This window comes from Bacillus sp. SJS, assembly GCF_000732485.2.
GTDB classification, from domain to species: domain Bacteria; phylum Bacillota; class Bacilli; order Bacillales; family Bacillaceae; genus Metabacillus_B; species Metabacillus_B sediminis.
Map to the genome: position 1 here is coordinate 75,369 of NZ_JAQV02000022.1, position 21,898 is coordinate 97,266.

At 45.8% G+C, this 21,898-nt stretch carries 25 protein-coding genes; 9 read left to right on the top strand and 16 right to left on the bottom strand.

Features of this window, described 5'->3' with window-relative positions; genetic code table 11:
- Positions 1-12 precede the first annotated feature (12 nt).
- The gene (locus tag AS29_RS12675; protein WP_035407361.1) at positions 13-252 is read left to right on the top strand and encodes a hypothetical protein; all 240 of its coding nucleotides are present in this window, start codon (positions 13-15) and stop codon (positions 250-252) included.
- A 168-nt stretch (positions 253-420) separates the two neighbouring features.
- On the opposite strand, the gene AS29_RS12680 is transcribed toward AS29_RS12675, so the two are convergent.
- Entirely contained in the window at positions 421-756 is a 336-nt protein-coding gene (locus AS29_RS12680) for a winged helix-turn-helix transcriptional regulator (RefSeq protein WP_035407364.1), read from the bottom strand.
- A gap of 157 nt (positions 757-913) precedes the next feature.
- On the opposite strand from AS29_RS12680, the gene AS29_RS12685 reads away from it, so the two are divergent.
- Together AS29_RS12685 and AS29_RS12690 are read left to right on the top strand one after the other, a co-directional pair.
- Positions 914-1,765, top strand: coding sequence for a VOC family protein (locus tag AS29_RS12685; RefSeq protein ID WP_035407366.1), 852 nt, complete (start codon positions 914-916; stop codon positions 1,763-1,765).
- 49 nt (positions 1,766-1,814) lie between these two features.
- Positions 1,815-2,465 carry a nitroreductase family protein gene (locus tag AS29_RS12690; RefSeq protein WP_051860664.1) on the top strand — a complete coding sequence of 217 codons (651 nt, stop codon included), beginning with the start codon at positions 1,815-1,817 and terminating at the stop codon, positions 2,463-2,465.
- Between the two features lie 80 nt (positions 2,466-2,545).
- Here AS29_RS12690 and AS29_RS12695 read toward each other — a convergent pair whose 3' ends face one another.
- Complete coding sequence (locus AS29_RS12695; protein ID WP_231889939.1) at positions 2,546-3,301, bottom strand: SDR family oxidoreductase; 756 nt, start codon at positions 3,299-3,301, stop codon at positions 2,546-2,548.
- A gap of 112 nt (positions 3,302-3,413) precedes the next feature.
- Between AS29_RS12695 and AS29_RS12700 the strand changes: the two genes are divergently transcribed.
- From AS29_RS12700 to AS29_RS12710, 3 genes are all read left to right on the top strand, one after another.
- Positions 3,414-4,340: a DMT family transporter gene (locus AS29_RS12700; RefSeq protein WP_035407370.1), complete on the top strand. Its 927-nt coding sequence runs from the start codon at positions 3,414-3,416 to the stop codon at positions 4,338-4,340.
- 70 nt (positions 4,341-4,410) lie between these two features.
- The gene (locus AS29_RS12705; RefSeq protein ID WP_035407372.1) at positions 4,411-5,130 is read left to right on the top strand and encodes a 3-ketoacyl-ACP reductase; all 720 of its coding nucleotides are present in this window, start codon (positions 4,411-4,413) and stop codon (positions 5,128-5,130) included.
- A gap of 518 nt (positions 5,131-5,648) precedes the next feature.
- Positions 5,649-6,203: a LysM peptidoglycan-binding domain-containing protein gene (locus AS29_RS12710; protein ID WP_035407376.1), complete on the top strand. Its 555-nt coding sequence runs from the start codon at positions 5,649-5,651 to the stop codon at positions 6,201-6,203.
- 50 nt (positions 6,204-6,253) lie between these two features.
- Here the strand turns inward: AS29_RS12710 and AS29_RS12715 are convergent, their stop codons facing one another.
- Positions 6,254-6,700 carry a GNAT family N-acetyltransferase gene (locus AS29_RS12715; protein ID WP_051860665.1) on the bottom strand — a complete coding sequence of 149 codons (447 nt, stop codon included), beginning with the start codon at positions 6,698-6,700 and terminating at the stop codon, positions 6,254-6,256.
- Positions 6,701-6,732: 32 nt separating this feature from the next.
- Positions 6,733-7,995, bottom strand: coding sequence for an ATP-binding protein (locus AS29_RS12720; protein WP_035407378.1), 1,263 nt, complete (start codon positions 7,993-7,995; stop codon positions 6,733-6,735).
- A 226-nt stretch (positions 7,996-8,221) separates the two neighbouring features.
- Here AS29_RS12720 and AS29_RS12725 point away from each other — a divergent pair, with 226 nt between their 5' ends.
- The 3 genes from AS29_RS12725 (at position 8,222) to AS29_RS12735 (ending at position 11,352) form a co-directional block, all read left to right on the top strand.
- Positions 8,222-8,974, top strand: a complete 753-nt coding sequence (locus tag AS29_RS12725; protein ID WP_231889940.1) for a lipase family protein — start codon at positions 8,222-8,224, stop codon at positions 8,972-8,974.
- 106 nt (positions 8,975-9,080) lie between these two features.
- A complete protein-coding gene (locus AS29_RS12730; RefSeq protein ID WP_035407381.1) occupies positions 9,081-11,156 on the top strand; it encodes a carbon starvation CstA family protein in 2,076 nt (691 codons plus the stop codon).
- A complete protein-coding gene (locus AS29_RS12735) occupies positions 11,149-11,352 on the top strand; it encodes a YbdD/YjiX family protein (RefSeq protein WP_035407385.1) in 204 nt (67 codons plus the stop codon). The genes AS29_RS12730 and AS29_RS12735 overlap by 8 nt, the downstream gene beginning before the upstream one ends.
- A gap of 727 nt (positions 11,353-12,079) precedes the next feature.
- On the opposite strand, the gene AS29_RS12740 is transcribed toward AS29_RS12735, so the two are convergent.
- The 12 genes from AS29_RS12740 to AS29_RS12790 form a co-directional block, all read right to left on the bottom strand.
- Positions 12,080-12,604 carry a type 1 glutamine amidotransferase domain-containing protein gene (locus AS29_RS12740; RefSeq protein ID WP_035407388.1) on the bottom strand — a complete coding sequence of 175 codons (525 nt, stop codon included), beginning with the start codon at positions 12,602-12,604 and terminating at the stop codon, positions 12,080-12,082.
- A gap of 88 nt (positions 12,605-12,692) precedes the next feature.
- Positions 12,693-13,034: a helix-turn-helix transcriptional regulator gene (locus AS29_RS12745; RefSeq protein ID WP_035407819.1), complete on the bottom strand. Its 342-nt coding sequence runs from the start codon at positions 13,032-13,034 to the stop codon at positions 12,693-12,695.
- Between the two features lie 257 nt (positions 13,035-13,291).
- Positions 13,292-13,417 carry a hypothetical protein gene (locus AS29_RS21905; protein ID WP_269449396.1) on the bottom strand — a complete coding sequence of 42 codons (126 nt, stop codon included), beginning with the start codon at positions 13,415-13,417 and terminating at the stop codon, positions 13,292-13,294.
- 73 nt (positions 13,418-13,490) lie between these two features.
- The gene (locus AS29_RS12750) at positions 13,491-15,272 is read right to left on the bottom strand and encodes an ABC transporter ATP-binding protein (RefSeq protein WP_035407391.1); all 1,782 of its coding nucleotides are present in this window, start codon (positions 15,270-15,272) and stop codon (positions 13,491-13,493) included.
- On the bottom strand, positions 15,259-16,992 hold the full coding sequence (locus tag AS29_RS12755) for an ABC transporter ATP-binding protein (protein ID WP_035407394.1): 1,734 nt from the start codon (positions 16,990-16,992) through the stop codon (positions 15,259-15,261). Before AS29_RS12755 ends, AS29_RS12750 begins: the two co-directional genes overlap by 14 nt.
- Before the next feature lie 158 nt (positions 16,993-17,150).
- Positions 17,151-17,924 (bottom strand): YhfC family intramembrane metalloprotease, encoded by a 774-nt coding sequence (locus AS29_RS12760; protein WP_035407396.1) that lies wholly within the window; start codon positions 17,922-17,924, stop codon positions 17,151-17,153.
- Positions 17,925-18,048: 124 nt separating this feature from the next.
- Positions 18,049-18,750 carry a DsbA family protein gene (locus AS29_RS12765; protein ID WP_035407399.1) on the bottom strand — a complete coding sequence of 234 codons (702 nt, stop codon included), beginning with the start codon at positions 18,748-18,750 and terminating at the stop codon, positions 18,049-18,051.
- Between the two features lie 24 nt (positions 18,751-18,774).
- Positions 18,775-19,167, bottom strand: a complete 393-nt coding sequence (locus AS29_RS12770) for a DoxX family protein (RefSeq protein ID WP_035407402.1) — start codon at positions 19,165-19,167, stop codon at positions 18,775-18,777.
- 62 nt (positions 19,168-19,229) lie between these two features.
- Positions 19,230-20,063, bottom strand: coding sequence for a M56 family metallopeptidase (locus AS29_RS12775; protein WP_035407406.1), 834 nt, complete (start codon positions 20,061-20,063; stop codon positions 19,230-19,232).
- A gap of 2 nt (positions 20,064-20,065) precedes the next feature.
- Positions 20,066-20,479, bottom strand: coding sequence for a BlaI/MecI/CopY family transcriptional regulator (locus AS29_RS12780; RefSeq protein WP_035407408.1), 414 nt, complete (start codon positions 20,477-20,479; stop codon positions 20,066-20,068).
- Positions 20,480-20,543: 64 nt separating this feature from the next.
- Positions 20,544-20,996 carry a threonine/serine exporter family protein gene (locus AS29_RS12785; protein WP_035407411.1) on the bottom strand — a complete coding sequence of 151 codons (453 nt, stop codon included), beginning with the start codon at positions 20,994-20,996 and terminating at the stop codon, positions 20,544-20,546.
- 5 nt (positions 20,997-21,001) lie between these two features.
- The gene (locus tag AS29_RS12790; protein WP_035407414.1) at positions 21,002-21,778 is read right to left on the bottom strand and encodes a threonine/serine exporter family protein; all 777 of its coding nucleotides are present in this window, start codon (positions 21,776-21,778) and stop codon (positions 21,002-21,004) included.
- Between the last annotated feature and the right edge of the window lie 120 nt (positions 21,779-21,898).

Below are 21,898 nucleotides of genomic sequence, written 5' to 3' on the forward strand. Positions count from 1 at the left end.
AGGTGATAAAACATGGCGAAAAGCAAAGCCAGTAAACGAAGAGAGCATAAAATTCGCAGCGGCGGGTTCGACCCAAGCGCATTGAGAGGATCTGCTCCCGACTACAGCATGCACGAACGCAAAACGATGACCAAACAGGAAAAGTGGAAAAAACAACTATCCAAACACAAAAAGCGATCCCTTCCCGGTAACGGTGATGAAGGAATCGCTTTTTTGTATGGGGGAGTTGGGAGAGCGCGCAGATTTTGTTGAAATTCGTCGTTTGGCCCGTATTTGGCTCGAGTTGGCCCGCATCTGCTCCGAGTAGGCCCGTATTTGCCTCAAGTTGGCCCGCATTCGTCTCCAGTTAACCCCGTTGCCCCTACTACCAGCTTTGCCTGTTTATACCGTCCCATAAAAATAGCCAACCACCCCATCGGGTCATTGGCCAATCTGTTCTCCACAATCCTGTTCAATCCAGTTTTGCGACCAGTTTTCAATTTCTCTCAATATAGGTTCAAGTGCTAAGCCTTTATCTGTAAGCGAATATTCGATGCGGACGGGAGATTCAGGGATGATGTTGCGTTTTACAACACCGTTCTGTTCAAGATCCTTCAGCCTGTCTGATAGGACTCTTCCGCTGATGGATGTCGATGCTTCAAGTACACTGAATCGTTTTGGTCCATCGAGAAGCTGATGGATGATTAGGCCTGTCCACCGTTTGCCTAGCATGTTAATGGCTTGTTCGAACCTTGGGCAAATGTTTAATGGCTCCATTTTTCTCACTCCTGTTGTTTTATTATATATCATGATTACAAAAAATAAAAAAGTTACAATTTACAACTAAGTTACTTGACATATATTCACAGACATCATATAGTTACTTACATAAAGTAACTTATTTACTCTAAGTAATTAATAGGAGGGTTTCATGATGAAATTTCAGCAGCATCCATACACATATGTAAGCACAGTAACTCTTCTGACTGGCGATTTGAAGAGGGCAGAGGAATTTTATACATCCATCATCGGTTTAAACGTTCTGGAAAAATCACAGGAAGAGGTGTCTTTGACGGCAGATGGTGTCCATCCGATTCTTACGCTCCAACAGCAGAATGATATGATGCAGAAGGAGCCGCGCCGGACCGGACTGTATCACTTTGCTATTTTGCTTCCTTCAAGAAAGGACTTATCATCGTTTCTTCACCATTTGATTCATACCCAATATCCGATCCAAGGCGCCTCCGATCATCTTGTGAGTGAAGCCATCTATTTCGCAGATCCGGATGGCAATGGAATCGAAATCTACGCGGACCGTCCTTCTGATCATTGGCGCTGGACCGATGGGCAGATTGAAATGGCCACCCATGCGCTCCAAGCGGAAAATCTCCTGTCTGAGAGTACTCTGGCTGATTGGCGCGGCATGCCTGCTGACACCGTAATGGGCCACATTCATCTCCATGTTTCAAATCTTGACGATGCAAAACGCTTTTACACGGAAGGCCTTGGGTTTGAAGTGGTCTCGAAATACGGAAATCAGGCACTCTTTATCTCAACTGGCGGCTATCATCACCATCTTGGACTGAATACATGGAACGGAGCAGGTGCCGCCAAGCCTTCTGAAAACAGCGTAAGGATGGGCTCCTTCACCATCGTTTACCCAAGTGCCGAAGAAAGACAAAACGCAGCCAGCCGGCTTGAAAAGCTTGGAGCAGAGACCGTCACTAAGGATGATGTGATCCTCGCAGCTGATCCTTCCGGAAATTGGATTCATCTGGCTGTTTAAAAAGGGCAGGCTATTTATATAAAACTTACTGAGAGAAGAGGAAACGACAATGGGATTTTTTGATAGTGTATTTGGAAGCAAAGAAAATGCAGGCAGTTCGGTAAAAAAAGACTTTCCAACTGCAATTGAAGAAAGACGTTCATTTTACACGATCAGCAAGGAGGAGGTTGTATCGGATGAACGCATTAGAGAGGTAATCGAGCATGCTGTTAAACATACTCCATCCGCCTTTAACTCTCAAAGCGCAAGAGTGGTAGTCCTGGTAGGGGAACAGCATGATAAATTGTGGAATATTACATCCGAATCCCTCCGGAAAGTTGTACCTGCAGATTCATTCGGTCCGACTGAAGAAAAAATGAAAGGCTTCAGCAGCGGATATGGAACGGTTTTGTTCTTTGAAGATGAGGCGGTGATTGAATCCCTGCAGCAGCAATTTACTCTTTACCGCGAAAATTTCCCAATCTGGTCTCACCATTCATCCGGCATGCTTCAGTTTGTGGTATGGACAGCACTTGAACTGGAGGGCTTCGGAGCTTCCCTTCAGCATTACAATCCACTGATTGATGAAGATGTGAAAAAGGAATGGCATATTCCTGCCGGTTGGAAGCTCATCGCGCAAATGCCTTTTGGAAAGCCTGTTTCTGCACCGGGACCAAAAGAATTCAAACCGGTTGATGAACGTGTGAAATTTCATAAATAAGCGAAGGCGGCCTTTGCCGGCCGCCTTTTCATGATCAAATTACAGAAATATTTTTTAACCCTACGAAACATTGGCTTGATTCAAATCCCGTATGTATGCCCGCCGTTCACCGATATGCTCTGGCCAGTGATAAAAGAAGACTCCTCTGAAGCAAGGTATGCTACCGTATTGGCTGCATCTTCAGGCAAACCCATCCGTTTCAGTGGTATGCTCATCCGATATTGATCGATTGCCTCACCCGATACCCCAGCATGGCGTTCAACCGGGATAAATCCTGGATTCAGGAGATTTACCCGAATTCCATACTCGCCAAATTCGCTTGCCCATGAACGCGTCATTCCGAGCATAGCCGATTTTGCCGTTACATAGCTTGAGAAGTTTCCGTTTCCCAGCTGTACGACCTCGCTCCCAATGTTAATGACGGAGCCTTTCTTTTGTTCTTTCATAGAAGAAAGACATGCTTTCATCAGGAAAAACGGGGCCTTTACGAAGAAGTTCAGCTGATCCTCATAATCCTCCCAATTCAAATCTTCCATCGAAAGCTCCGGCTGCGGACCCGTTGCATTATTGACGAGAATGCTCACCCTTAGTCCGGAAACTCTCTCCGCTTCCTGTACAAAACGGAAAACGTCTTCTTCATTTGTGACATTCGCCTGAATGGCAGCAGCATTGCCTCCATTTGCCTTAATTTCACGAACGACCTCTTCCGCTTCATCTGCACTGTTCAAATAATTGACGGCTGCAAAAGCGCCTTCCCTGCCAAGCTTTTTACTGATGGCCGCACCCAATCCCCTTGATCCCCCTGTTATAAGGGCTAGTTGATGATTCAGTCTCAAAATGATCCCCTCCTTTTTGGATTATATCACCCTTCTGGAAAACATCTTCTTTGTGATGGAAAAAACAGTGTGATAACCTGATAATTGAAGTCTTCTGAAAGAAGGGAACCCGGTGAAACACACACGCATTTATTTTATCCTTGTCGGCATTATGATGCTTTGGGGCTTTAACGTCCCGCTGCTCAAAATTATCGTCGGCACATTCTCCCCAGTAACTATTACAGCACTTAGAATTTTCACAGCCAGTATTTGCGTTTTCATTATTCTATCCTATTTAAAATTGCTCCGCCTGCCGACACTTAGGGAAGCAGCTTTGATTATCGGCTGCGGATTACTGAATGTGGTCGCCCATCATTATTTTTTATCAGTCGGTCTCTCCCTTACCAGTTCGACGAATGGAGGCCTCATTTTAGGTCTGGGACCGATATTGGTTGCCGTTTTATCCATCATTTTTCTTAATAAAAGATTGACCGTTATCCGGCTGAGCGGGTTTATATTGGGACTCGCCGGTGTTTCATTTACGGTGGTTGCCGGCGGCGGCGGACTGAGTGCCGTTAATGCAGGGGATGTATCCATTTTCTTTTCCATCCTCACACAGGCATTCAGCTTTGTGATCATTAACAAAATGTGCAAAACGATTGATCCAAGGCTTCTTACAGGATATATGCTCCTTTTCGGATCGCTTGTGTTATTTGGAATTGGCTTACTTACTGAAAAGGATGGCCTTTCATCGCTTACGAACGGAAGCCCGGAAGTGTGGACAGCGTTTGTATTATCCGCAGTTTTCGCGACAGCAATCGGCCATATGACATATAACTTTGCGATCAGCCAGGTTGGTGCGGCTGAATCGGCCATTTTCATGAACCTGAATACGCTGTTTGCCCTTGCCGGATCCGTTCTCATTTTAAACGAAACCGTACATGCCTCGCATCTTATCGGTCTGATCCTCATTGTCTCAGGCGTTATTCTTGGTTCGGGAGCGTATGAGGATATGAGAATGAAATACCGCAGAAAGCATGGATATGATTCAGCACGTTAAAGCAGATATTTTGAAATAAACCATGAGAAAAATTATGATTAACACAATGAAAACTTAAGGAGGTCCATTCATGAGCGAATCATTACAAGGCAAAACCGCACTCATTACCGGCGCCGGCCGCGGAATTGGACGTGCCGCAGCCCTGCATCTTGCAAGAGAGGGCGTAAATGTAGGACTGCTCGCCCGAACGGAGGAGCACGTAAAAAGCACCGCGGAAGAAGCAGAAGCATTAGGTGTAAAAGCGTATTACGCAGCGGCTGATGTATCATCACATGAAGAAGTAAAAAAGGCTGTTGCTCAGCTGGAATCAAGTCTCGGCCACATTGATATTTTGATCAACAATGCCGGAATTGCCAAATTCGGAGGGTTTCTGGAGCTTGACCCTGAGGATTGGGAAAAAATTATTCAAGTGAACCTATTGGGTGCTTATTATGTAACACACGCTGTCCTTCCAGGCATGGTGGAAAGAAAAGCAGGCGATATCATTAATGTTTCTTCCACGGCCGGCCAAAAAGGAGCTCCTGTCACCAGTGCCTACAGCGCTTCAAAATTTGGTCTGCTCGGTCTTACCGAATCACTGGCTATGGAAGTGCGCAAGCATAACATTCGTGTCTCGGCCCTTACCCCTAGCACCGTTGCAACGGATCTAGCCATTGAAAACAAGCTGACGGACGGAAACCCTGAATCTGTCATGCAGGCGGAAGACATCGCAGAGTTTATGGTAGCCCAGCTTAAATTAAACAAACGTACGTTTATTAAATCAGCTGGACTTTGGTCGACGAATCCTTAAATATCTTGGAAGCAGTTCCCTTTGAATGGGAGCTGCTTTTTTAGTTGGGGCAACTCAAGTAAATGGAACGCGAAATTTTCAATACCAAAGGTGAAATGGTGAGTCGGTCATTTTAAAAAGGCTGTTTACTTTTTTCAGCAGTTTATTTAAAGGATTTTGACAAACTTCTTTTGAAATCTCCACATTGGAACAACATCTTGATATTTCTCAATTTTTGGTTTCTCCATCCCCTAGTCTTATTCTCACCCCTCTAATTTCCATACGATAAACCCCTACTATAGTCACATTTCACGATTATTATTCTATGTTAGCTTTTTCCTTTTACAATATAGTCTTTATTCTGAATCCTCTTACAAATCTTTCATACCAGCCCTCAAAAAGGATTCATTTTTACGAATTTCAAACCTAATATTACTAAATGAAATATTTTTGTAACATAAATAGAAACTGTTTGAAACAAACCTGTCATATTAATCTAGTAATATTAGCCATCATATACATAAAGGGGACTAGGACTTTTGAAGAAGTTTATTTTGACAGTCAGTGCAGTTTTGTTCTTGTCGTTTGGATTCTCAGCCAATGCCTTCGCAGCCACCTACACAGTTAAATCCGGGGATACTCTATGGAAGATTGCTCAGAAGCATAAAGTTACTGTGAATCAAATCAAATCTTGGAACAAATTGAAAACAGACGTTATTAAAGCAAATCAAAAGTTGACCATTTCACCGTCTACCTCCAAGAAATCAGCACCTGCGAAATCAGCTGCTCCACAAGGGGCCTATAAAACATATACCGTTACAGCAACAGCCTATACAGCAAGCTGCAAAGGCTGCAGCGGAATCACTTCAACCGGCATCAACTTAAAGAAAAATCCTGGCGCAAAAGTAATTTCCGTTGACCCGAGAGTCATTCCGCTCGGTTCCAAAGTATACGTACCAGGCTACGGTACAGCGATTGCAGCCGATAAAGGAAGCGCCATTAAAAGAGGAAAAATCGATGTTTTCTTCTCATCCAAGAGCACCGCTCTTAAATGGGGAGTAAAAAAGGTAACCATTAAAGTTTATAAAAAATAAGTTTCAGCCAAACAAAAAGACCATAATTCCGATTATGGTCTTTTTGTTTTCTATAATGATATTTTCATAAACTTGTTAATGTCTTGGAATCCCATTTGTTCATATAAGTTCATCGCTTTTGTATTATGGGTGTAAACGTTCAGTCTTACGTCACGGTATCCGTTTTTTCTAAATTCCTCAAATGCCTCTTTCATTAATAATTTAGAATATCCCTTTTTCCTGTATGCGGCTTTCACATATAAATCATTGATCCAGCCAACTTCGTCCCCCGTCAGCAAGTCATATGCCCGATCAATCATGATCCACCCCAGCAGTGTTTCCCCGTTCATTAAGCAGACAAAATAAGCATCATAGCCCGCTGAATGCTCGTATGCTTCAATCATTTTTTGCTGGTTGTCATCTGAAACGGAGTTCGTTGCTTCTCGCCTGTTTTCGCCTGCCAGTTCATATATTTCCGATCGTTCTTTTTCAGAGGCAATCTTGAAAGTTAGTCCCATTTCCGTTTTCCTCTCCTGCAAAAAAATGCGTGTTACGAACTGTATGCTTTTGCCTGCAGACAGATTTTTACGACCGTTCCCTTGCCAGGCTGGCTTGAGTATACCGTTTTCCCTCCCATTGCATCAATGATGCCGAGAGAAACCATCGTTCCGAGTCCTGTCCCTGTTTCCTTCGTTGTATAGTAAAGGCTTCCGAGCTTGGCTAGCTGCTCCTTTGTCATGCCTATCCCTGTATCCGCAATCTTTATCTCTGCTTCCGATCCATAGGATGTCATGGAAACCATGACACTGCCTTCCTCCGGTGTTGCTTCAATGGCATTTTTAATAAGATTCACTATAGCCTGGCGAAGCTGATTACGATCTGTTTCCAGAGTGATGGGAGCATCGGTCTGACAGCTTAATACGATCCCTTTTTTCAAAGCCAGGGGGTTTAACAGCTGTACAGCATCCTTTAAGAAACCGCCCAGTTCAAACGTTTCCAGTTTCTCGATCTGAGGCTTGGCAAAGTTCAGATAGTCGCTGATGATGGACTCGGCCCTGTCCAATTCACTCAGAACGAGAGGCAGATACGTATGCTGCCCCTTCTTATCATCAGCCTGCATGAGCTGCAAAAACCCCTTAACAACTGTAAGCGGGTTTCTTACTTCATGAGCAATGGAAGCGGCCATCTCACCAAGTGTGTTCAGTTTTTCCGATCTGAAAATTTCTTCCTGAAGGCGGTATTTCTCAATACTCGCTTCATGGAGAAGGGCGGCAAAACCTGAACCGATCACTTGGATAATGCCAAAAATGACGATAAAGTAGATCAGTTTCGATGGAAGAAATTCGTATTTGTCAGAAACACCAATATAGGTGAAAAGAATACATAGCTGAACAAATGCAGGCCAGAGCCCCGCCAGTATCGCCCATCTGACCCTTTTCCATTTTGTCTCTGCTTTATTAAATCTGAACACGATTAGCATAGGACCTGCAGCTGCCAGGAAGGAGGACAAGTAGCCAAAAACAAGAGCATCTCCGCCAAGATACGTTCTTGTGAGAAGAAGAGCAGCCAAAACGACCAGACCGCCGCGCATCCCCCCGTAAAGTGTGGCTAGAACAAGCGGTACATACCTCAGATCCCAATAAAGACCGAAACTTTCGTAAGCAAACAGCATGCATAATGATCCGGTAAGACCATGCAGCATCCCAATAAAATAAGACGGCCGTCCAATCTGGCGGTCAGAGAAAAACAAACTGTGGATCAGAATTGGAGCCAGCACAATTAGAACATGCAGCAGTAATTTTTCTATGATCATCATTTCTACCCCGCAGCTATATTTTCCCCTGTTAACGGGCAGTAAACACTTTCTTAATCGAAGAGAAGGAATACGGTGAAGCTCTCACTTAACCGATTAAATACGACAGCTGATACGAATTTCCCTTTTTTCAATAGGTATTTTTATGTACAGCTTCATACAGGCACTTCTTACGTTCAGCAGCGTATGGTAATGCATAAGCCTATTGAAGCGGGGTATTAACAACATGACTATGTGGAGAAAAAAACCTTTTTATAATAAGGATCTCGCTGAATTTTTGCTTCATATGTGTGTTTATTCATACCGGCAATTCCTTAATAACGGACCTGTGGAAGTGGTACCGGGTTTTACACTCGTTAAAGCCTTTAAAGCCAGTGCAAACAGCATTCCGGAGTGGTTCGGATTTATCCTGGAGTCAGAGGATGCAGTGGTTATTGCCTTCAGGGGTACCCAGTCTGATGCAGATTGGATTGCAGACGCGACCATAAGGCAGGCTCCCTATTTATATATTCAGAACGCGGGTCTTGTTCATCAAGGGTTTCAGTCCATTTATTCCACTTGCCGTGACGAAATTTTCCAGGCCTATCATAGCCTTGCTAAGGAAAAAAACCTTTTTATCACCGGACACAGTCTTGGGGGGGCACTCGCAGTGCTTCACGCGGCAGATGCAGCGGCTAATTCAGGTTTCAGGTCCATTGTAATGTACAACTATGGAGCACCAAGAGTCGGGGACGGGCAGTTTGCCTCTTTATATGACAAGCTTGTTCCAAACAGCATTCGCTTTGTAAATACAGCGGACCTCGTGCCGAAGCTCCCTCCCATTTTTGTCTACAACCCTATTACTAAATTGAAATACTTTTATCAGCATGTGCAAACTCCCTTCACTTTTACGATTGATACTGGATCTATTGCGGGCAATCATATGCCGGATACTTATTTTCTCGGGATTGAAGGGTTATCCAGACTGATTCACTTGTAAAGCAGTCTGGAAGATTTTATTCCCCAAAAGCTAAATATTTATTTAAATTTTCAGAATAGTATAATACAATTACTCTGTAGAGATGACAAAGGGGGGGAATGTACATATGAAAGCCATAAAGTCCATTCTGATTTGGGGCATCATTTCAGCAGCGGGGGCAGCAGGCTTTGGCGTTCTGGCTCTTAACCGGGGAGAATCCATTAATGCCATCTGGCTTCTTGTTGCTGCGCTCAGTGTATACGCAGTTGCATATCGCTTTTACAGCCGTTTTATAGCAAGAAAGGTGTTCGAGCTTGATGACAACCGCAAGACACCTGCAGAAACGCAAAATGACGGGAAGGATTACGTTCCCACAAACAAATGGGTGCTGTTCGGCCACCATTTTGCTGCGATTGCAGGTGCAGGGCCGCTTGTCGGTCCAATCCTTGCCGCTCAAATGGGCTACCTTCCCGGGACCATCTGGATCGTGGCTGGGGTCGTGCTTGCCGGAGCAGTACAGGATTTTATCATTCTATTCGGTTCAATGAGACGGAAAGGAAAGTCTCTTGGAGAAATGATCAAGGAAGAGATTGGACCCGTTACAGGCGTTATTGCCATGGTCGGAATCCTGGGAATCATGATTATTCTTCTCGCTGTTCTTGCTCTTGTCGTAGTAAAAGCGCTTATTGGAAGTCCGTGGGGAATGTTTACCATTGCCGCCACAATTCCTATCGCTGTTTTCATGGGAATTTACATGCGGTACATCCGGCCGGGCCGGGTTGGGGAAGGCTCAGTGATCGGCGGCGTTCTGCTAATTGGTTCTATTATGCTCGGACAATATGTATCTCTTAATCCTGCTCTTGCCAAAATGTTTACCTTTAACGGAGAAACAATTGCAATCATGATGATTGCCTACGGTTTTATCGCATCCGTTATCCCTGTTTGGCTGCTTCTTGCTCCAAGGGATTATTTAAGCACCTTTTTAAAAGTAGGTACCATCGCTGGGTTGGCAATTGGAATTTTAGTTGTGGCACCTGATCTTCAGATGCCGTCTACTACTCAATTCATCGATGGGACAGGCCCGGTTTTCGCCGGCAACCTCTTCCCGTTCTTATTCATTACAATCGCCTGCGGTGCCGTTTCAGGCTTCCATGCTCTCGTTTCATCCGGTACGACTCCTAAAATGATTGAAAGAGAAAGCCATGCAAGACCAATTGGGTACGGGGCAATGCTGACGGAATCTTTTGTTGCCATGATGGCCCTCATTGCTGCGTGCGTACTGACTCCCGGGATCTATTTTGCTATCAATAGCCCTCCTGCCGTGATCGGAACGGACGCCGTTTCAGCCGCTGCGACTGTATCCGGCTGGGGCTTTACCATTACACCGGATGATTTAACCACGCTTGCCAAAGACGTGGGGGAAGAGACCATTCAATCAAGAACAGGCGGGGCACCGACTCTCGCGATTGGAATGTCCGTCATCTTCTCAAGCTTCCTTGGCGGAAAAGCACTAATGGCCTTCTGGTACCATTTCGCCATACTCTTTGAGGCGCTGTTTATACTAACAACCATTGATGCCGGTACCCGCGTCGGCCGCTTCATGATCCAGGATCTTTTGGGACAAGTGTATAAGCCGCTTGCCAAAACTGACTATCTGCCTGCCAACATCATCGCTACTGCAATATGCGTCCTTGGCTGGGGCTACTTCCTATATCAGGGCGTCATTGATCCGCTCGGAGGAATCAACACCCTATGGCCGCTTTTCGGAATCGCAAACCAGATGCTTGCCGGAATTGCCCTGCTCCTAGGTACCACCATGCTCTTTAAAATGGGGAAAAAAGCTTACGTATGGGTAACGCTCCTTCCAACCACCTGGATCCTGATCGTTACCATGACGGCTGGCTGGCAAAAGCTCTTCCACGAAAATCCTAAAATCGGCTTCCTGTCGCACGCTAAAGTATTCAGTGATGCAAGAAGCAAAGGAGAAGTTCTGGCTCCTGCCGCCAACCAGGCTCAAATGAACCAAATCATCGTAAATGACTACGTTGATGCCGCCCTATGCGCCATCTTCATGCTCGTCGTTATCGCTGTTCTCATCTCATCTGTGAGAATGTGGATCCGTGTATTCAAAAAACAGGACGTCACCCTTCACGAAGCGCCGTACATTCCGCGCGAGGAAGGAGAATTCAAACACTATGCTTAAAAAGATGGCCGGTATATTCAGCCACCGCAAACAATTCCTAAACCTGCTCGTCGGCGTTCCCTGCTATGAAACATACGTTGCGCACATGTCATCCAAGCATCCAGGCGAACCCGTGAAAACCCGAAAAGAATTTTTCTGCGAAGCCCAGGAGGAACGCTACAATGCGAAAGGCGGAAAGGTCTCCCGCTGCTGCTGAATAAAGGCTAAATGTTTGGAACCGCTTAGTTGGCGGTTCTTTTTTTGTTGGGGAAGGGTGGTTGTGGACGGGTGGACGAAGTTACCGATGGAAGCTGGTGGAACGGATGGGAGGTGAACGGCGGCGCCTGACCCGCGCTGCTTTAACGCATGTGGGGACAAAGGAAGCCGCTTGTGGCCTTTTGAGGCGCAAGGGATTGGGGAGCAGGTGCCGGAGCTTTAGCTTGATAGAGAACAGCGGGACTGGCACCGTGCCAGTCCCCTATTGCTTCACCGCAAACGGGGACAAAGACGACAGCAGATGAACCGTTGCACCCCAACGGTTTGGAGAAGCGGTGCCGGAGCTTTTATCCTTTAGCAGAGTGCGGGTCAGGCGCTTCGTTTCCGCTGTTGCACTGACCCCCAGCCAATCACTGCAGCGGGGGACAGAGCTGCAATCCGGCTATCCCGTATCCGCCCTAGTCCGCCTTCTTTTGGGGACGGAGGTTTATTGCTTTAGCGAATTGAGGGTCAGTGCAATGCACTGACCCCCAATCCATCACCGCACCAGGGGACAGAGCACATGTCTCCTCCGCCCTTCAGCCAACCAGCCTCCCTCCATACGGGGACGGAGGTTTAACCCTTTAGCGAAACGGGGGTCAGTGCACAGTCTCGCACAGTCATCGCCGTATCCACAATCCAGCCTCACAAGCAAAAAAAGCCCCCTAATTAAAGGAAGCTTCCCACATCTATTCCCCTGCCAGCAAATCGGCAAATTCCTTGGCGTATTGCGGAAGGTCTGGAGGTCTGCGGCTGGAGACAATATGGCCGTCGGTGATGACGGCGACGTCGTGCCAGATGGCGCCGGCGTTGGTCATATCATCTTTGATCCCAGGTGTGCTTGTAACGTTCCGGCCTTTTAGGATTCCGGCGGATATCAGGACCCAGCCGGCGTGGCAGATTTGACCGATCGGTTTTTCGTGCTGATCCATGTAGCGCACCATTTCGAGTACTTCGGGATAGCGTCGCAGCTTGTCCGGTGACCAGCCGCCAGGTACAAGGATTGCATCGTATTCTTCGGGTTTTACGTCGGTGAAGGAAATGTCCGATGTCACAGGGACACCGTATTTCCCTATATAGGTTTCATTGGCTTTTTCTCCAGCAATGTGAACAGTGGCGCCCTCTTCCTGTAAGCGGAGTACCGGATACCATAGCTCAAGATCTTCAAATTCACTGCTGACCAGCTGAATAATTTTTTTATTTTCTAAACGCATGCAAAACACCTCCGCATTCAGTATATCACGGGGGCGTCATGGGCTAAAACTATTGGGGTTCGTCACAAAATCACTTCCCCCAACCCCCTTAGCTGTTTTGGGCAGCAGCGTTTCTTAATTTGCGAATGATGGACGTGATGACGCTGATCTCATCTGGAGATACCTTCCGGCCGTCAAGCTCAAGGTCATACTTGACTAAAAGGTTCTTGGACTGAAGATCTATGACTTCTTTGCTGCGCTTCTCCGTTACAAGCAAATCACTTATATCGACCTCGTATACTTCCGCTATTTTTTTCAGAAGAGAAATAGTGGGTACATAAAGACCGCGTTCAATTTTAGAAAGATTGCTATAATCATAATTCACTTTTTTTGCAAGGCTTTGAAGAGTATCGCCATTGCACTTCCTGACTTCTTTAATTCGGTTTTCCATGACAGGCATGACCTCACTTCAAATCCTATTGTAAATCATAAAACACGTTATAGTGAATATTGCAATGTTTATTTGGGTATTATAGAAAAATTATTTTTTTGTTTTGGTCGCACAAACCAATAATTCGCATAGGATATTGACGAGGATACCTTTTTTAAAGGAAAACCTATTCTCACTCTTTTTCGCACTGCTTATAAGGGGCAGTGCCTTCCTTTATTTAAAAAGAAAAAAGAACAGGAATGTACGCGGCAAATTCATCATTTGCGTACAGTTTCCTGTTCTTTTAGGTTGTGCTCTAAAAGACTCGTATGAAAGATGCCTGATATTGTTTTACGGCCGAACCAATTTGCTGTATGCTCGAGCCATTCTGTCATTTTTTTCATTTTAACGCCCCCGCTAATGGATATTTGTTACTTTATTCCCTCCATCTCTACATTCTAAGCATATGATGGAACATTAACTAATATCCTCAAGCGATTGGTACAGACTGTAATAGGCTCCTTCATTGGAAAGAAGCTGTTCATGTGTACCTTTTTCAACAATCCTTCCCCGGTCAAGGACGATGATTTGGTCAGCCTGCTGAATGGTGTTCAGTCGGTGGGCGATGACGAAGCTTGTTCTGCCCTTCATTAAGTGCTTAAGGGCATCTTGTATTTTCAGCTCGGTGATTGTATCGATGCTGCTCGTTGCTTCGTCAAGAATGAGCAGCACGGGATCTGCAAGTATGGCTCTTGCAATGGATAGGAGCTGTTTTTGCCCCTGGCTGATTCCGCTTCCATCCTGTTTTAGAACCGTCTCGTACTTTTTCGGCAGCCTCATAATGAAGGAGTGGGCATTGGCTTGCTTGGCTGCTTCTTCTACTTCCTGGTCTGAGGCGTGAAGGCGGCCATAGCGGATGTTTTCTCTGATGGTCCCTTCGAAAAGAAAGGGATCCTGCAGAACGAAGCCCATGTTTTTTCTCAGGTCGGGGCGGCTGATTTTGGTGATTTCCTGTCCATCGATCTGAATCGTTCCGGCACTCGGATCGTAAAAGCGCGACAGCAGGTTGATGATGGTCGTTTTGCCTGCTCCGGTAGCGCCTACAAACGCGACCATGTCCCCTTTTGATGCATGAAAACTGATGTCCTTCAAAATCAGATGGTCGTCATCATAGCCGAATGAAACATCCCGGAATGCAACGTCGCCTTCTGTAATCCCTGAAGACAGAGGAATTTGTTCTTTCTGTTCTTCTTCTTTTTCATCCAATATTTCAAATACCCTTTCTGCCCCGGCAACGGCTGAGAGAATGGTATTAAATTGATTGGCCAGATCATTCAGCGGACGGGTGAACTGTCTTGAATATTCTATGAATATAACAATTGTGCCGATCGTAATGTAGCCTTTAATCGCCATATAGCCGCCGGCTGCTGCGATAATGGCAAAGCTGAGGTTATTCAGTACGTTCATCAATTTTGGAATAAAGCCTGAGTACGTTTGTGCCCAAAAACCTGCTTCACGGAGCTTGGCGCTGCGATCGAGGAATTCTTCCGTTACCCGCTCTTCCTGGGAAAAAGCTTTGACGATTTTTTGGCCTGAGAACGTTTCTTCGATGTATCCGTTCAATGAACCGAGGTGCTTTTGCTGCTCCTTGAATTTTTTCCCTGTCCTGCTTGTAATCCACTTCATTCCGAACACCATGAGGGGAATGATGACCATGGAAAGTGCGGTCAGGACCGGACTTAAAATCAGCATGAGGATGACGGTTCCGGCTAAAGTAAGCAAACTTGAGAGAATTTGGATAACTGAGCTGTTCAGCGTTTGGCTGACATTATCCATATCATTTGTGACCCTGCTCATCAGCTCCCCATGCTGCCGCTTATCAAAAAATGAGATCGGCAGCTTTTGAAAATGCTCGAAAAGCTGGACTCTCATTCGGTAGACGGCCTGCTGGGCGATGCCTGCCATCCAAAAGTTCTGCAGCCAAGTGGCGAGCGAATAGCCTGCATATACGATAATCAAAAGCAGCAGCTGGACTGCCAGCCCGTCTGTTTTTAGCGGGACAATATACATATCAATCGTTTGGCCGATCAGATATGGACCTAACAGGCCCAGTGCGGAGCTTCCAATTACCATCAAAACGACCATAACAAGCAGGCCTTTATTGCCGTCCATGTAATTCCAAATTCGCCTTACGACCGCCGGCCAGTTATTTGGCCGCGGCGGCTTCGTTCCTTTTAGCTGATGATTAGAGGGTCTCATGAATTCGTTCCCCCTTCATTTGAGATTGCCAAATCCGGCGGTAAATATCCGATGTTCGGAGCAGTTCTTCATGTGGACCATACTCCAGCAGCTCTCCGTCATCTAGAATGAGAATTTGATCCGAGGCTGCAGCTGTACTGATTTTTTGGGTTATAAGAAAGGTCGTGCATGAATAAGTACCGAGCGCTTTGAGAAGTCTGCCTTCTGTTTTCAAATCCAGGGCGCTCGTGCTGTCATCGAGGAGCAGGATGGCCGGTTTGCGAATGAGCGCCCGGGCTATGGAGAGCCTTTGTTTCTGCCCGCCAGACAGATTGACACCCTTTTGCCCGACAACTGTGTCATAGCCTTTCGGAAGGCTCTCGATTGTTTCATGAATCTGGGCGTCCTTTGCTGCCTGAATGATCTCTTCCATTGAGGCAGCAGGCTTTCCCCAAGCAATGTTATCTTTAACGGTTCCCGTGAAAAGAATGGATTCCTGCGGGACGTAGCCGATTTGCTCCCTTAAATTTTGAAGCCGGTATTGCCCCGCTTCTTCTCCATCAAGGAAAACCTCGCCTTCCGTCGCGTCATACAGTCTTGGAATCAACTGAAAAAGGGTTGATTTTCCTGAGCCTGTTGCCCCCATTATGGCGGTAGTCGACCCCTTTTCGGCTGTAAAACTCACTTTTTTCAAAACTGGGGTTTCGCTTCCTGGGTAAAAAAACGTTACATTTTGAAACTCCACACTTCCATCCGTCACTTCGGGAGAGCGGCTGGAGGAGGGAAGATCATGCAGATGAGGCTCTGTTTCCAGCACCTCCGAAACACGCTGTGACGATGCCCTCGTTCTGGAGAAGGCCATGATGATAAATGAGAACATCGAAATCGCCGCTGTAATCCTTAAAGAGTAGTTCACAATCGCTACGACTTCCCCGACTTTCGCTCCCCCGCTGCTTACCTCCCCTGCGCCGAACCAGAGAATCGCAATGATTCCCGCATTCATGACAAAATAAAGAATTGGCATGGTCATTTCAATCAGGCGTAAAACGGTCGTCGTTCTTTTCCTTAAATCCTCCGTTGCACTTGTGAACCTTTGAATTTCGTAGCGAGAGTTTAAGAAGGCTTTAATGATACGCATGCCTGCCAGATTCTCTTTCATCACGCCATTCACTTTATCGAGCCGTTCCTGTACAGCGCGGAACATCACGCCTCCCGTCTTCAGCACCCATAGGAGGAAAAAAATAAGGACGGGGATTGCAATGACAAGGATGAGGGCAAGCTTCGCATTCACAAAAAGCGCCATAACGGTTCCGCCGATTACCAGCAATGGTGCGCGCAGCATAATCCGGAGGCTCATAAACACGGTCATCTGGATCGTATTCACATCATTGGTTACCCTTGTAATTAAAGAGGATGTCTGAAAATCATCCAGGTTGGAGAAAGAAAAGGACTGCACCTTTTTAAATAAGCTGCTGCGAAGGTCATAAGCAAAGCCCTGACTCACCTTGCTCGCCAAAAAAGAGTTCGTTACACCGGCTGCAAAGGCGAAAATGGACATCGCTAGCAGCACGCCTCCCCACAGCCAGATGACCCCCATATCCTTCTGCAAAATCCCCTGATCAATCATTCGTGCGATAATGAGCGGCTGGGCCAATTCAACGGCCAATTCCACCAGCATGAGCGTTAAAGCAAGTCCTGCCGGCAGCCTGTACGGTTTTAAAAATGAAAACACCCTGTTCATGTTATCCCTTCTCTATGTATGGATTGTTACTCCTATCATATCCTTATGAAGGAAATTATTTAAATATTTTGATTCCGATATGTGCTGGAAATTGAAAAAAGCTCTGCACCTGTGCAAAGCTCCTCTGTTATTATGGTCCTTTTCGCTCCATTGATGTATCAATCTCGTAAAAAAGAACTCCTTATAATGAGAAAAGCGCCAATCCCAATCACATATATAATAATTTCCACTGCATACAAATTCATCGCTCCAGCCTGATACAGGGCAGGGAAAAAGTCGATGAGGGCATGCAGAAGAATGGCTGCAAGTACATAGATGTATTTTTTGTTTTTGACTGCGTAAAGCACAATCAATGATAAGGCGATTTGAATGAAAAATGCAGCCGCACGCTCCAGTCCGCCCATGAATGCCAGCGGAAAGGTTAGCTCCGTCAGCGCTGACGTCAGCTGGTTCAGGACTTTAGGAGGGAGGTTCTGAGCAGCAATTGTTTCCTCAAGTTTACCGGAGTTCTGCAGAATCGCCAGGGAAATCATCTGAATGCTTCCAAGCGCGCCAATCAGAAGTGCTTCAATTCCTCCGTGACCAAGCCCGTAAGCCAGGCCGTCCTTTCGCTCCCGATACAATTTCAGGAGCCAGGTGAACGCGATAAACCTTCCCATTTCTTCAAAAAAGCCCGCAGAAAGGCCTCCGTATATCGCGAAGAGTACAGGCTGATCAGCGATTTGAGAGGTTGTTTTATTCGTGACCAAAATGAATTGGTTAAACGAACCTCCCAGCACATTAGCAAAAACGAAGAAAATAAGAATCCCTATTAAAACAGGACGAAACGAAATCTTGTATTTCTTTTTTAATAATATGTACCCGGCCACCGGCAGGATGACGGACACGGCCAGCTGAAAAACAAGCCCCAGTATAGCGGATTGCGGCACCATTTCGACTCCCCCTTTTAGGTAAGACAGACTTCTTTTAATTTTTCTATGGGTTATTTTTAGCATTGAGATCCAGATTTTAGTATATTATCACATAAAAAAAGACAGGCACGGTGCCTGTCTTTTTTTATTTCCCTTCTTCTTTCGCTGCCGCATCTACCCGCGTCCTTAAATCCTTCATGTCGCGTCCGAGGAACATTTTCCCGTTCACGAAAAGCGATGGTGTAGAGGTAACGCCAAGCTGTGTAGCGAGGGCATCATCTTCGTTGGAGGCGAGCTTGCCTTCTTTTTTATCATAGGATTGTACGACCTTGTCCACTTCTTCTTTGCTTGCCATTGTACTAAGAAGATTCATCAGGTAATCCTTTTTATAAATATCTTTGTTTTCGGCTTCAGGATCACTTGGCTGAGCATCATAAAGCTTTTTATGGAATTCCCAGAACTTATCGTTTCCCAGTACCTTGTAGACGCTCTCCGAGAATTCAGCTGAACGGTAGGAATCTACGTTTATAAACGGATGGTGGAAGAAGAAAAACTGCACCTTTCCGGTTTGAATCAGTTCCTTATCAATCTGCTTGAAGAACGTATCATTGAATCCTTTGCAGGCTGGGCATTTGTAATCCCCGAATTCAATAATTTTCACCGGAGCATCTTTATCTCCTAAGTAGGGCTCATTTTTGTATGAAATGATGCCCGGATTGCTCATGGATGACTTGTTATAGCCGACGAAAAGTCCGCCGATCAGGATGGCTAAAAGAATCGCGAAAAGGAGCCCGAATACGAAAGGCTTTTGTGAAAATGTATTTTTGTCTTGTTGTTTCTCTTCCATTTGCTCACTTCCTATTTGTACTTTTCATGATGCGGAGCGGCTGCGTTTTTTCAACAGACCTTCTGCGGAGTATGCCCCGCTTCCTGTAAAGGCGAGGCTAAGCGCCATAGCAAGAAGAGCCGCGTCCAATTCGTAGCCCCCGATAAATCCCTTTTTCAATCCTACCGTAAATATGGCTCCGAGCATAATAATTGCAATTAGAACGGACACAATCCTTGTTCCGAGTCCAATCAGGATCAGAATTCCTCCTGCCAGTTCGATTACAGCCACGGCGTATGCCATAAACCCAGGGAGACCGAGACTTGCGAAGAATTCAGCTGTCTGCTCGATGCCTCCAGCAAACTTCATGTACCCGTGAAGGATAAATATGATTCCCAGGACAAAGCGGATGATGAGTGTTCCAATATGGTTTAGCATGATACATTCCTCCTTATTTTACAACACACTACATTGCGTAGTGTAGTTGTTTATAAAAAAAGTTATGGCGAGATGATGAACATTCCCGCCAAAACCATAACAACCTGGACGGATGCAATAACGGCTGAGCGCGGTGTTTTCACCGGTTCGCTTGTTTCCGGATTAAGCAAATGCATAATCCGGTAGTTAATCGCGGTCTCGCTGATGGAAACCGTATGCGGGCTATTGTTTGTTTTCCCCCACTTCATCATTTTCAGCAAAGCGTGGCTTAAGCCGGCTATGCTGCCGGATTCCCGGATGGCAAAGCGGTCTGCAAGCACCTCTTTTGTCAGCTCGTAGTGCTTTTGCCACCATTTAAAAATTGGAATATACCAAAGTGTTCGTGCAATGAACTGAAGAATCCATTTCTTCAATGGATCTCTTTGACTCTGATGAAACTGTTCGTGATAGATGACTGCTTGCAGCTCCTGATCGTTCAGCAGTTCAAGCAGACCGGAAGATACAATAATGACGGGTCTGAAGTAACCTGCCGTGAAGGCTGCAGGTTCCGTTTGATCGATTACTGAAATCTTGTGTCCGAAGCGTTTTTCTAATTGTTTGCTTTCCATCTCATTCCTGCTCATCGCAAGCTTCCGGCAAAACCTTTTATATAAAAGGTACTGCTTTGACAAATGATACCCAAGACTGATCAAGGTACATACAATCAGCACATCAAGCGTAACCGCAACCGATGACAGCCCGATCTGTTTAAACAGGCTGTGGCACGCCCTATACATATTGACCCCGAATGTACCCTGGCACAGCAGCTGGTAAGCGTAAACGGCCATCTGTAGAATCAGTAGTCCTGAAAGCACGACAGCGAATCCAAATATTCGTTTTGAACGTCTCTCCCACATGATTACACGTCCTTTTTCAACTGTTTCAGCTTATCTTCGAGTCTGCTGATAAGCTCCTGATCGGCTTCATCTAGGGCGTCAAGCATATGGCTGACAGCAAGAGGGCCGAATTCATCCAGCAGGTCATGGGTAAGTTCTCTCGACTGCGTTTGAAGAAAGTGCTCCCTCGTCATGGCCGGTTTGTAAAAGGATGTTCTTTTTTCCGTTCTTTTGATCAGTACTTCTTTTTCCTGAAGTCTTTTCATGACAGTCATGACGGTGTTGAAGCTAATGGGCTTTTCTTTTTCAAGCTGCTCCTGCACATCTTTAATGGACATTTCCTCGCGGCACCAGAGAATATCCATGATTTTTGCCTCGAGCGGACCGAAAAAGCGGTTTAATCCCGTCTCATTCGATTTGAAGCGATTAATTTTCATACGATCCACCTCACACTACAGATTGTAGTGCAACTGGGTAGAGGAAGTCAATCCTCTTTTATACTTACCTGCCCTGTCCTTTATTCAGCCTGTTCAGCTGAGTCTGTCTAATTGCCTGATTGATGACCTCGGAAAATACAAGTCCGATGGCGATCGATCCGGATACCATAAAGGCTTTTGCCGCTAAGCTGATTGCGATGTTATAGTCGTTCTGCACAAAGTTGCGCATTGCATCATAAGCCATGCCGCCAGGGACAAGCGGTATCACTCCGGCAACACTGAATATAATGACAGGTGTTTTATAAATTTTTGAAAAAATCTGGCCGGTTACCGCAATGACAAATGATGCGACCACAGTTGAAAAAATCGTATCCAATTGATTTTCAACCATCATGTAATAAATGATCCAGCCAAGCATGCCAACGAAACCGCACTTCATCAGTGATTTACGCGGAGCATTAAATATCATCCCAAACGCAGCCGAGGCAATAAAGCTTGTAATGAGTTGTTCAATCATACCGGTCATCCTCCTATCCCTGCAAAAATAGAAAATACGAGGGCGATTCCCGAACCGATTGCAAATGCGGTTAAGAAGGCCTCTGCCCCTTTTGAAAGCCCCGAAACGAGATGGCCGGCCATCAAATCCCTTACGGCGTTTGTAATTAAAAGCCCGGGAACGAGCGGCATTACGGAACCAATAATGATTTTATCGACTTCCATTCCAGCCCCCGTTTTGACAAATAAAAAGGCGAGCAGCCCGATGATGAACGAAGCAAGAAATTCCGAGAAAAATTTAATCGGTACAAGCCTGTGGAAATAAATCAAACTGATGAATCCCGCTCCCCCGGCAATGACAGCAGGCAAAAAGTCCGGCCATTTCCCCATAAACATGATGAGGAAGCAGCCGCTAGAGACAGCAGCGGCCACACTCTGTACCCATAGGGGGTAAGTATGGCTTGCCCTCTCTACAATCTTTAATTCCTGATAGGCCTCATCTGCAGTAAACTCACCGCTGCTGATCTTCCGTGAGATTCCATTGACAAGTGCTACCTTTTCAAGGTCAGTCGTACGTTCTGCAATCCGGATGAGCTTCGTTTTCGTTGGTTCCTTGCCCTCTACTGAAAAAATAATCCCGGTCGGCGTTACATAGCTATGGGAGTGGCTAAAGCCGAAAGCCGCTGCCATCCTTGTCATCGTATCCTCAACCCGGTATGTTTCCGCCCCGCTTTGAAGCATGATTTTTCCAGCCAGCAGGCAAACATCCATAATTTCATATGTAAAGGTTAGTTGTTTATCCATTATTAATCTCCCTGCTTTTACATTGATGAAGCACCTATAGTGTATCCGAAAAAGCCTGCAGGGACAATTTTTTGAAAGCGCCCTGCCTTTTATACTATTTTTTCCTTTTTAAGCAGGATT

Coding starts and splice junctions, on each gene's coding strand:
- AS29_RS12740 (WP_035407388.1), bottom strand. CDS start 12,604: ATGCGTTTAGAAAATAAAAAAATTATTCAGCTGGTCAGCAGTGAATTT.
- AS29_RS12690 (WP_051860664.1), top strand. CDS start 1,815: ATGGGATTTTTTGATAGTGTATTTGGAAGCAAAGAAAATGCAGGCAGT.
- AS29_RS12790 (WP_035407414.1), bottom strand. CDS start 21,778: ATGGATAAACAACTAACCTTTACATATGAAATTATGGATGTTTGCCTG.
- AS29_RS12730 (WP_035407381.1), top strand. CDS start 9,081: ATGAAAGCCATAAAGTCCATTCTGATTTGGGGCATCATTTCAGCAGCG.
- AS29_RS12705 (WP_035407372.1), top strand. CDS start 4,411: ATGAGCGAATCATTACAAGGCAAAACCGCACTCATTACCGGCGCCGGC.
- AS29_RS12725 (WP_231889940.1), top strand. CDS start 8,222: ATGACTATGTGGAGAAAAAAACCTTTTTATAATAAGGATCTCGCTGAA.
- AS29_RS12680 (WP_035407364.1), bottom strand. CDS start 756: ATGGAGCCATTAAACATTTGCCCAAGGTTCGAACAAGCCATTAACATG.
- AS29_RS12760 (WP_035407396.1), bottom strand. CDS start 17,924: ATGGTGCCGCAATCCGCTATACTGGGGCTTGTTTTTCAGCTGGCCGTG.
- AS29_RS12775 (WP_035407406.1), bottom strand. CDS start 20,063: ATGTGGGAGAGACGTTCAAAACGAATATTTGGATTCGCTGTCGTGCTT.
- AS29_RS12745 (WP_035407819.1), bottom strand. CDS start 13,034: ATGGAAAACCGAATTAAAGAAGTCAGGAAGTGCAATGGCGATACTCTT.
- AS29_RS12755 (WP_035407394.1), bottom strand. CDS start 16,992: ATGAACAGGGTGTTTTCATTTTTAAAACCGTACAGGCTGCCGGCAGGA.
- AS29_RS12735 (WP_035407385.1), top strand. CDS start 11,149: ATGCTTAAAAAGATGGCCGGTATATTCAGCCACCGCAAACAATTCCTA.
- AS29_RS12750 (WP_035407391.1), bottom strand. CDS start 15,272: ATGAGACCCTCTAATCATCAGCTAAAAGGAACGAAGCCGCCGCGGCCA.
- AS29_RS12720 (WP_035407378.1), bottom strand. CDS start 7,995: ATGATCATAGAAAAATTACTGCTGCATGTTCTAATTGTGCTGGCTCCA.
- AS29_RS12685 (WP_035407366.1), top strand. CDS start 914: ATGAAATTTCAGCAGCATCCATACACATATGTAAGCACAGTAACTCTT.
- AS29_RS12765 (WP_035407399.1), bottom strand. CDS start 18,750: ATGGAAGAGAAACAACAAGACAAAAATACATTTTCACAAAAGCCTTTC.
- AS29_RS12785 (WP_035407411.1), bottom strand. CDS start 20,996: ATGATTGAACAACTCATTACAAGCTTTATTGCCTCGGCTGCGTTTGGG.
- AS29_RS12780 (WP_035407408.1), bottom strand. CDS start 20,479: ATGAAAATTAATCGCTTCAAATCGAATGAGACGGGATTAAACCGCTTT.
- AS29_RS12770 (WP_035407402.1), bottom strand. CDS start 19,167: ATGCTAAACCATATTGGAACACTCATCATCCGCTTTGTCCTGGGAATC.
- AS29_RS12675 (WP_035407361.1), top strand. CDS start 13: ATGGCGAAAAGCAAAGCCAGTAAACGAAGAGAGCATAAAATTCGCAGC.
- AS29_RS21905 (WP_269449396.1), bottom strand. CDS start 13,417: ATGAAAAAAATGACAGAATGGCTCGAGCATACAGCAAATTGGTTCGGC.
- AS29_RS12715 (WP_051860665.1), bottom strand. CDS start 6,700: ATGGGACTAACTTTCAAGATTGCCTCTGAAAAAGAACGATCGGAAATA.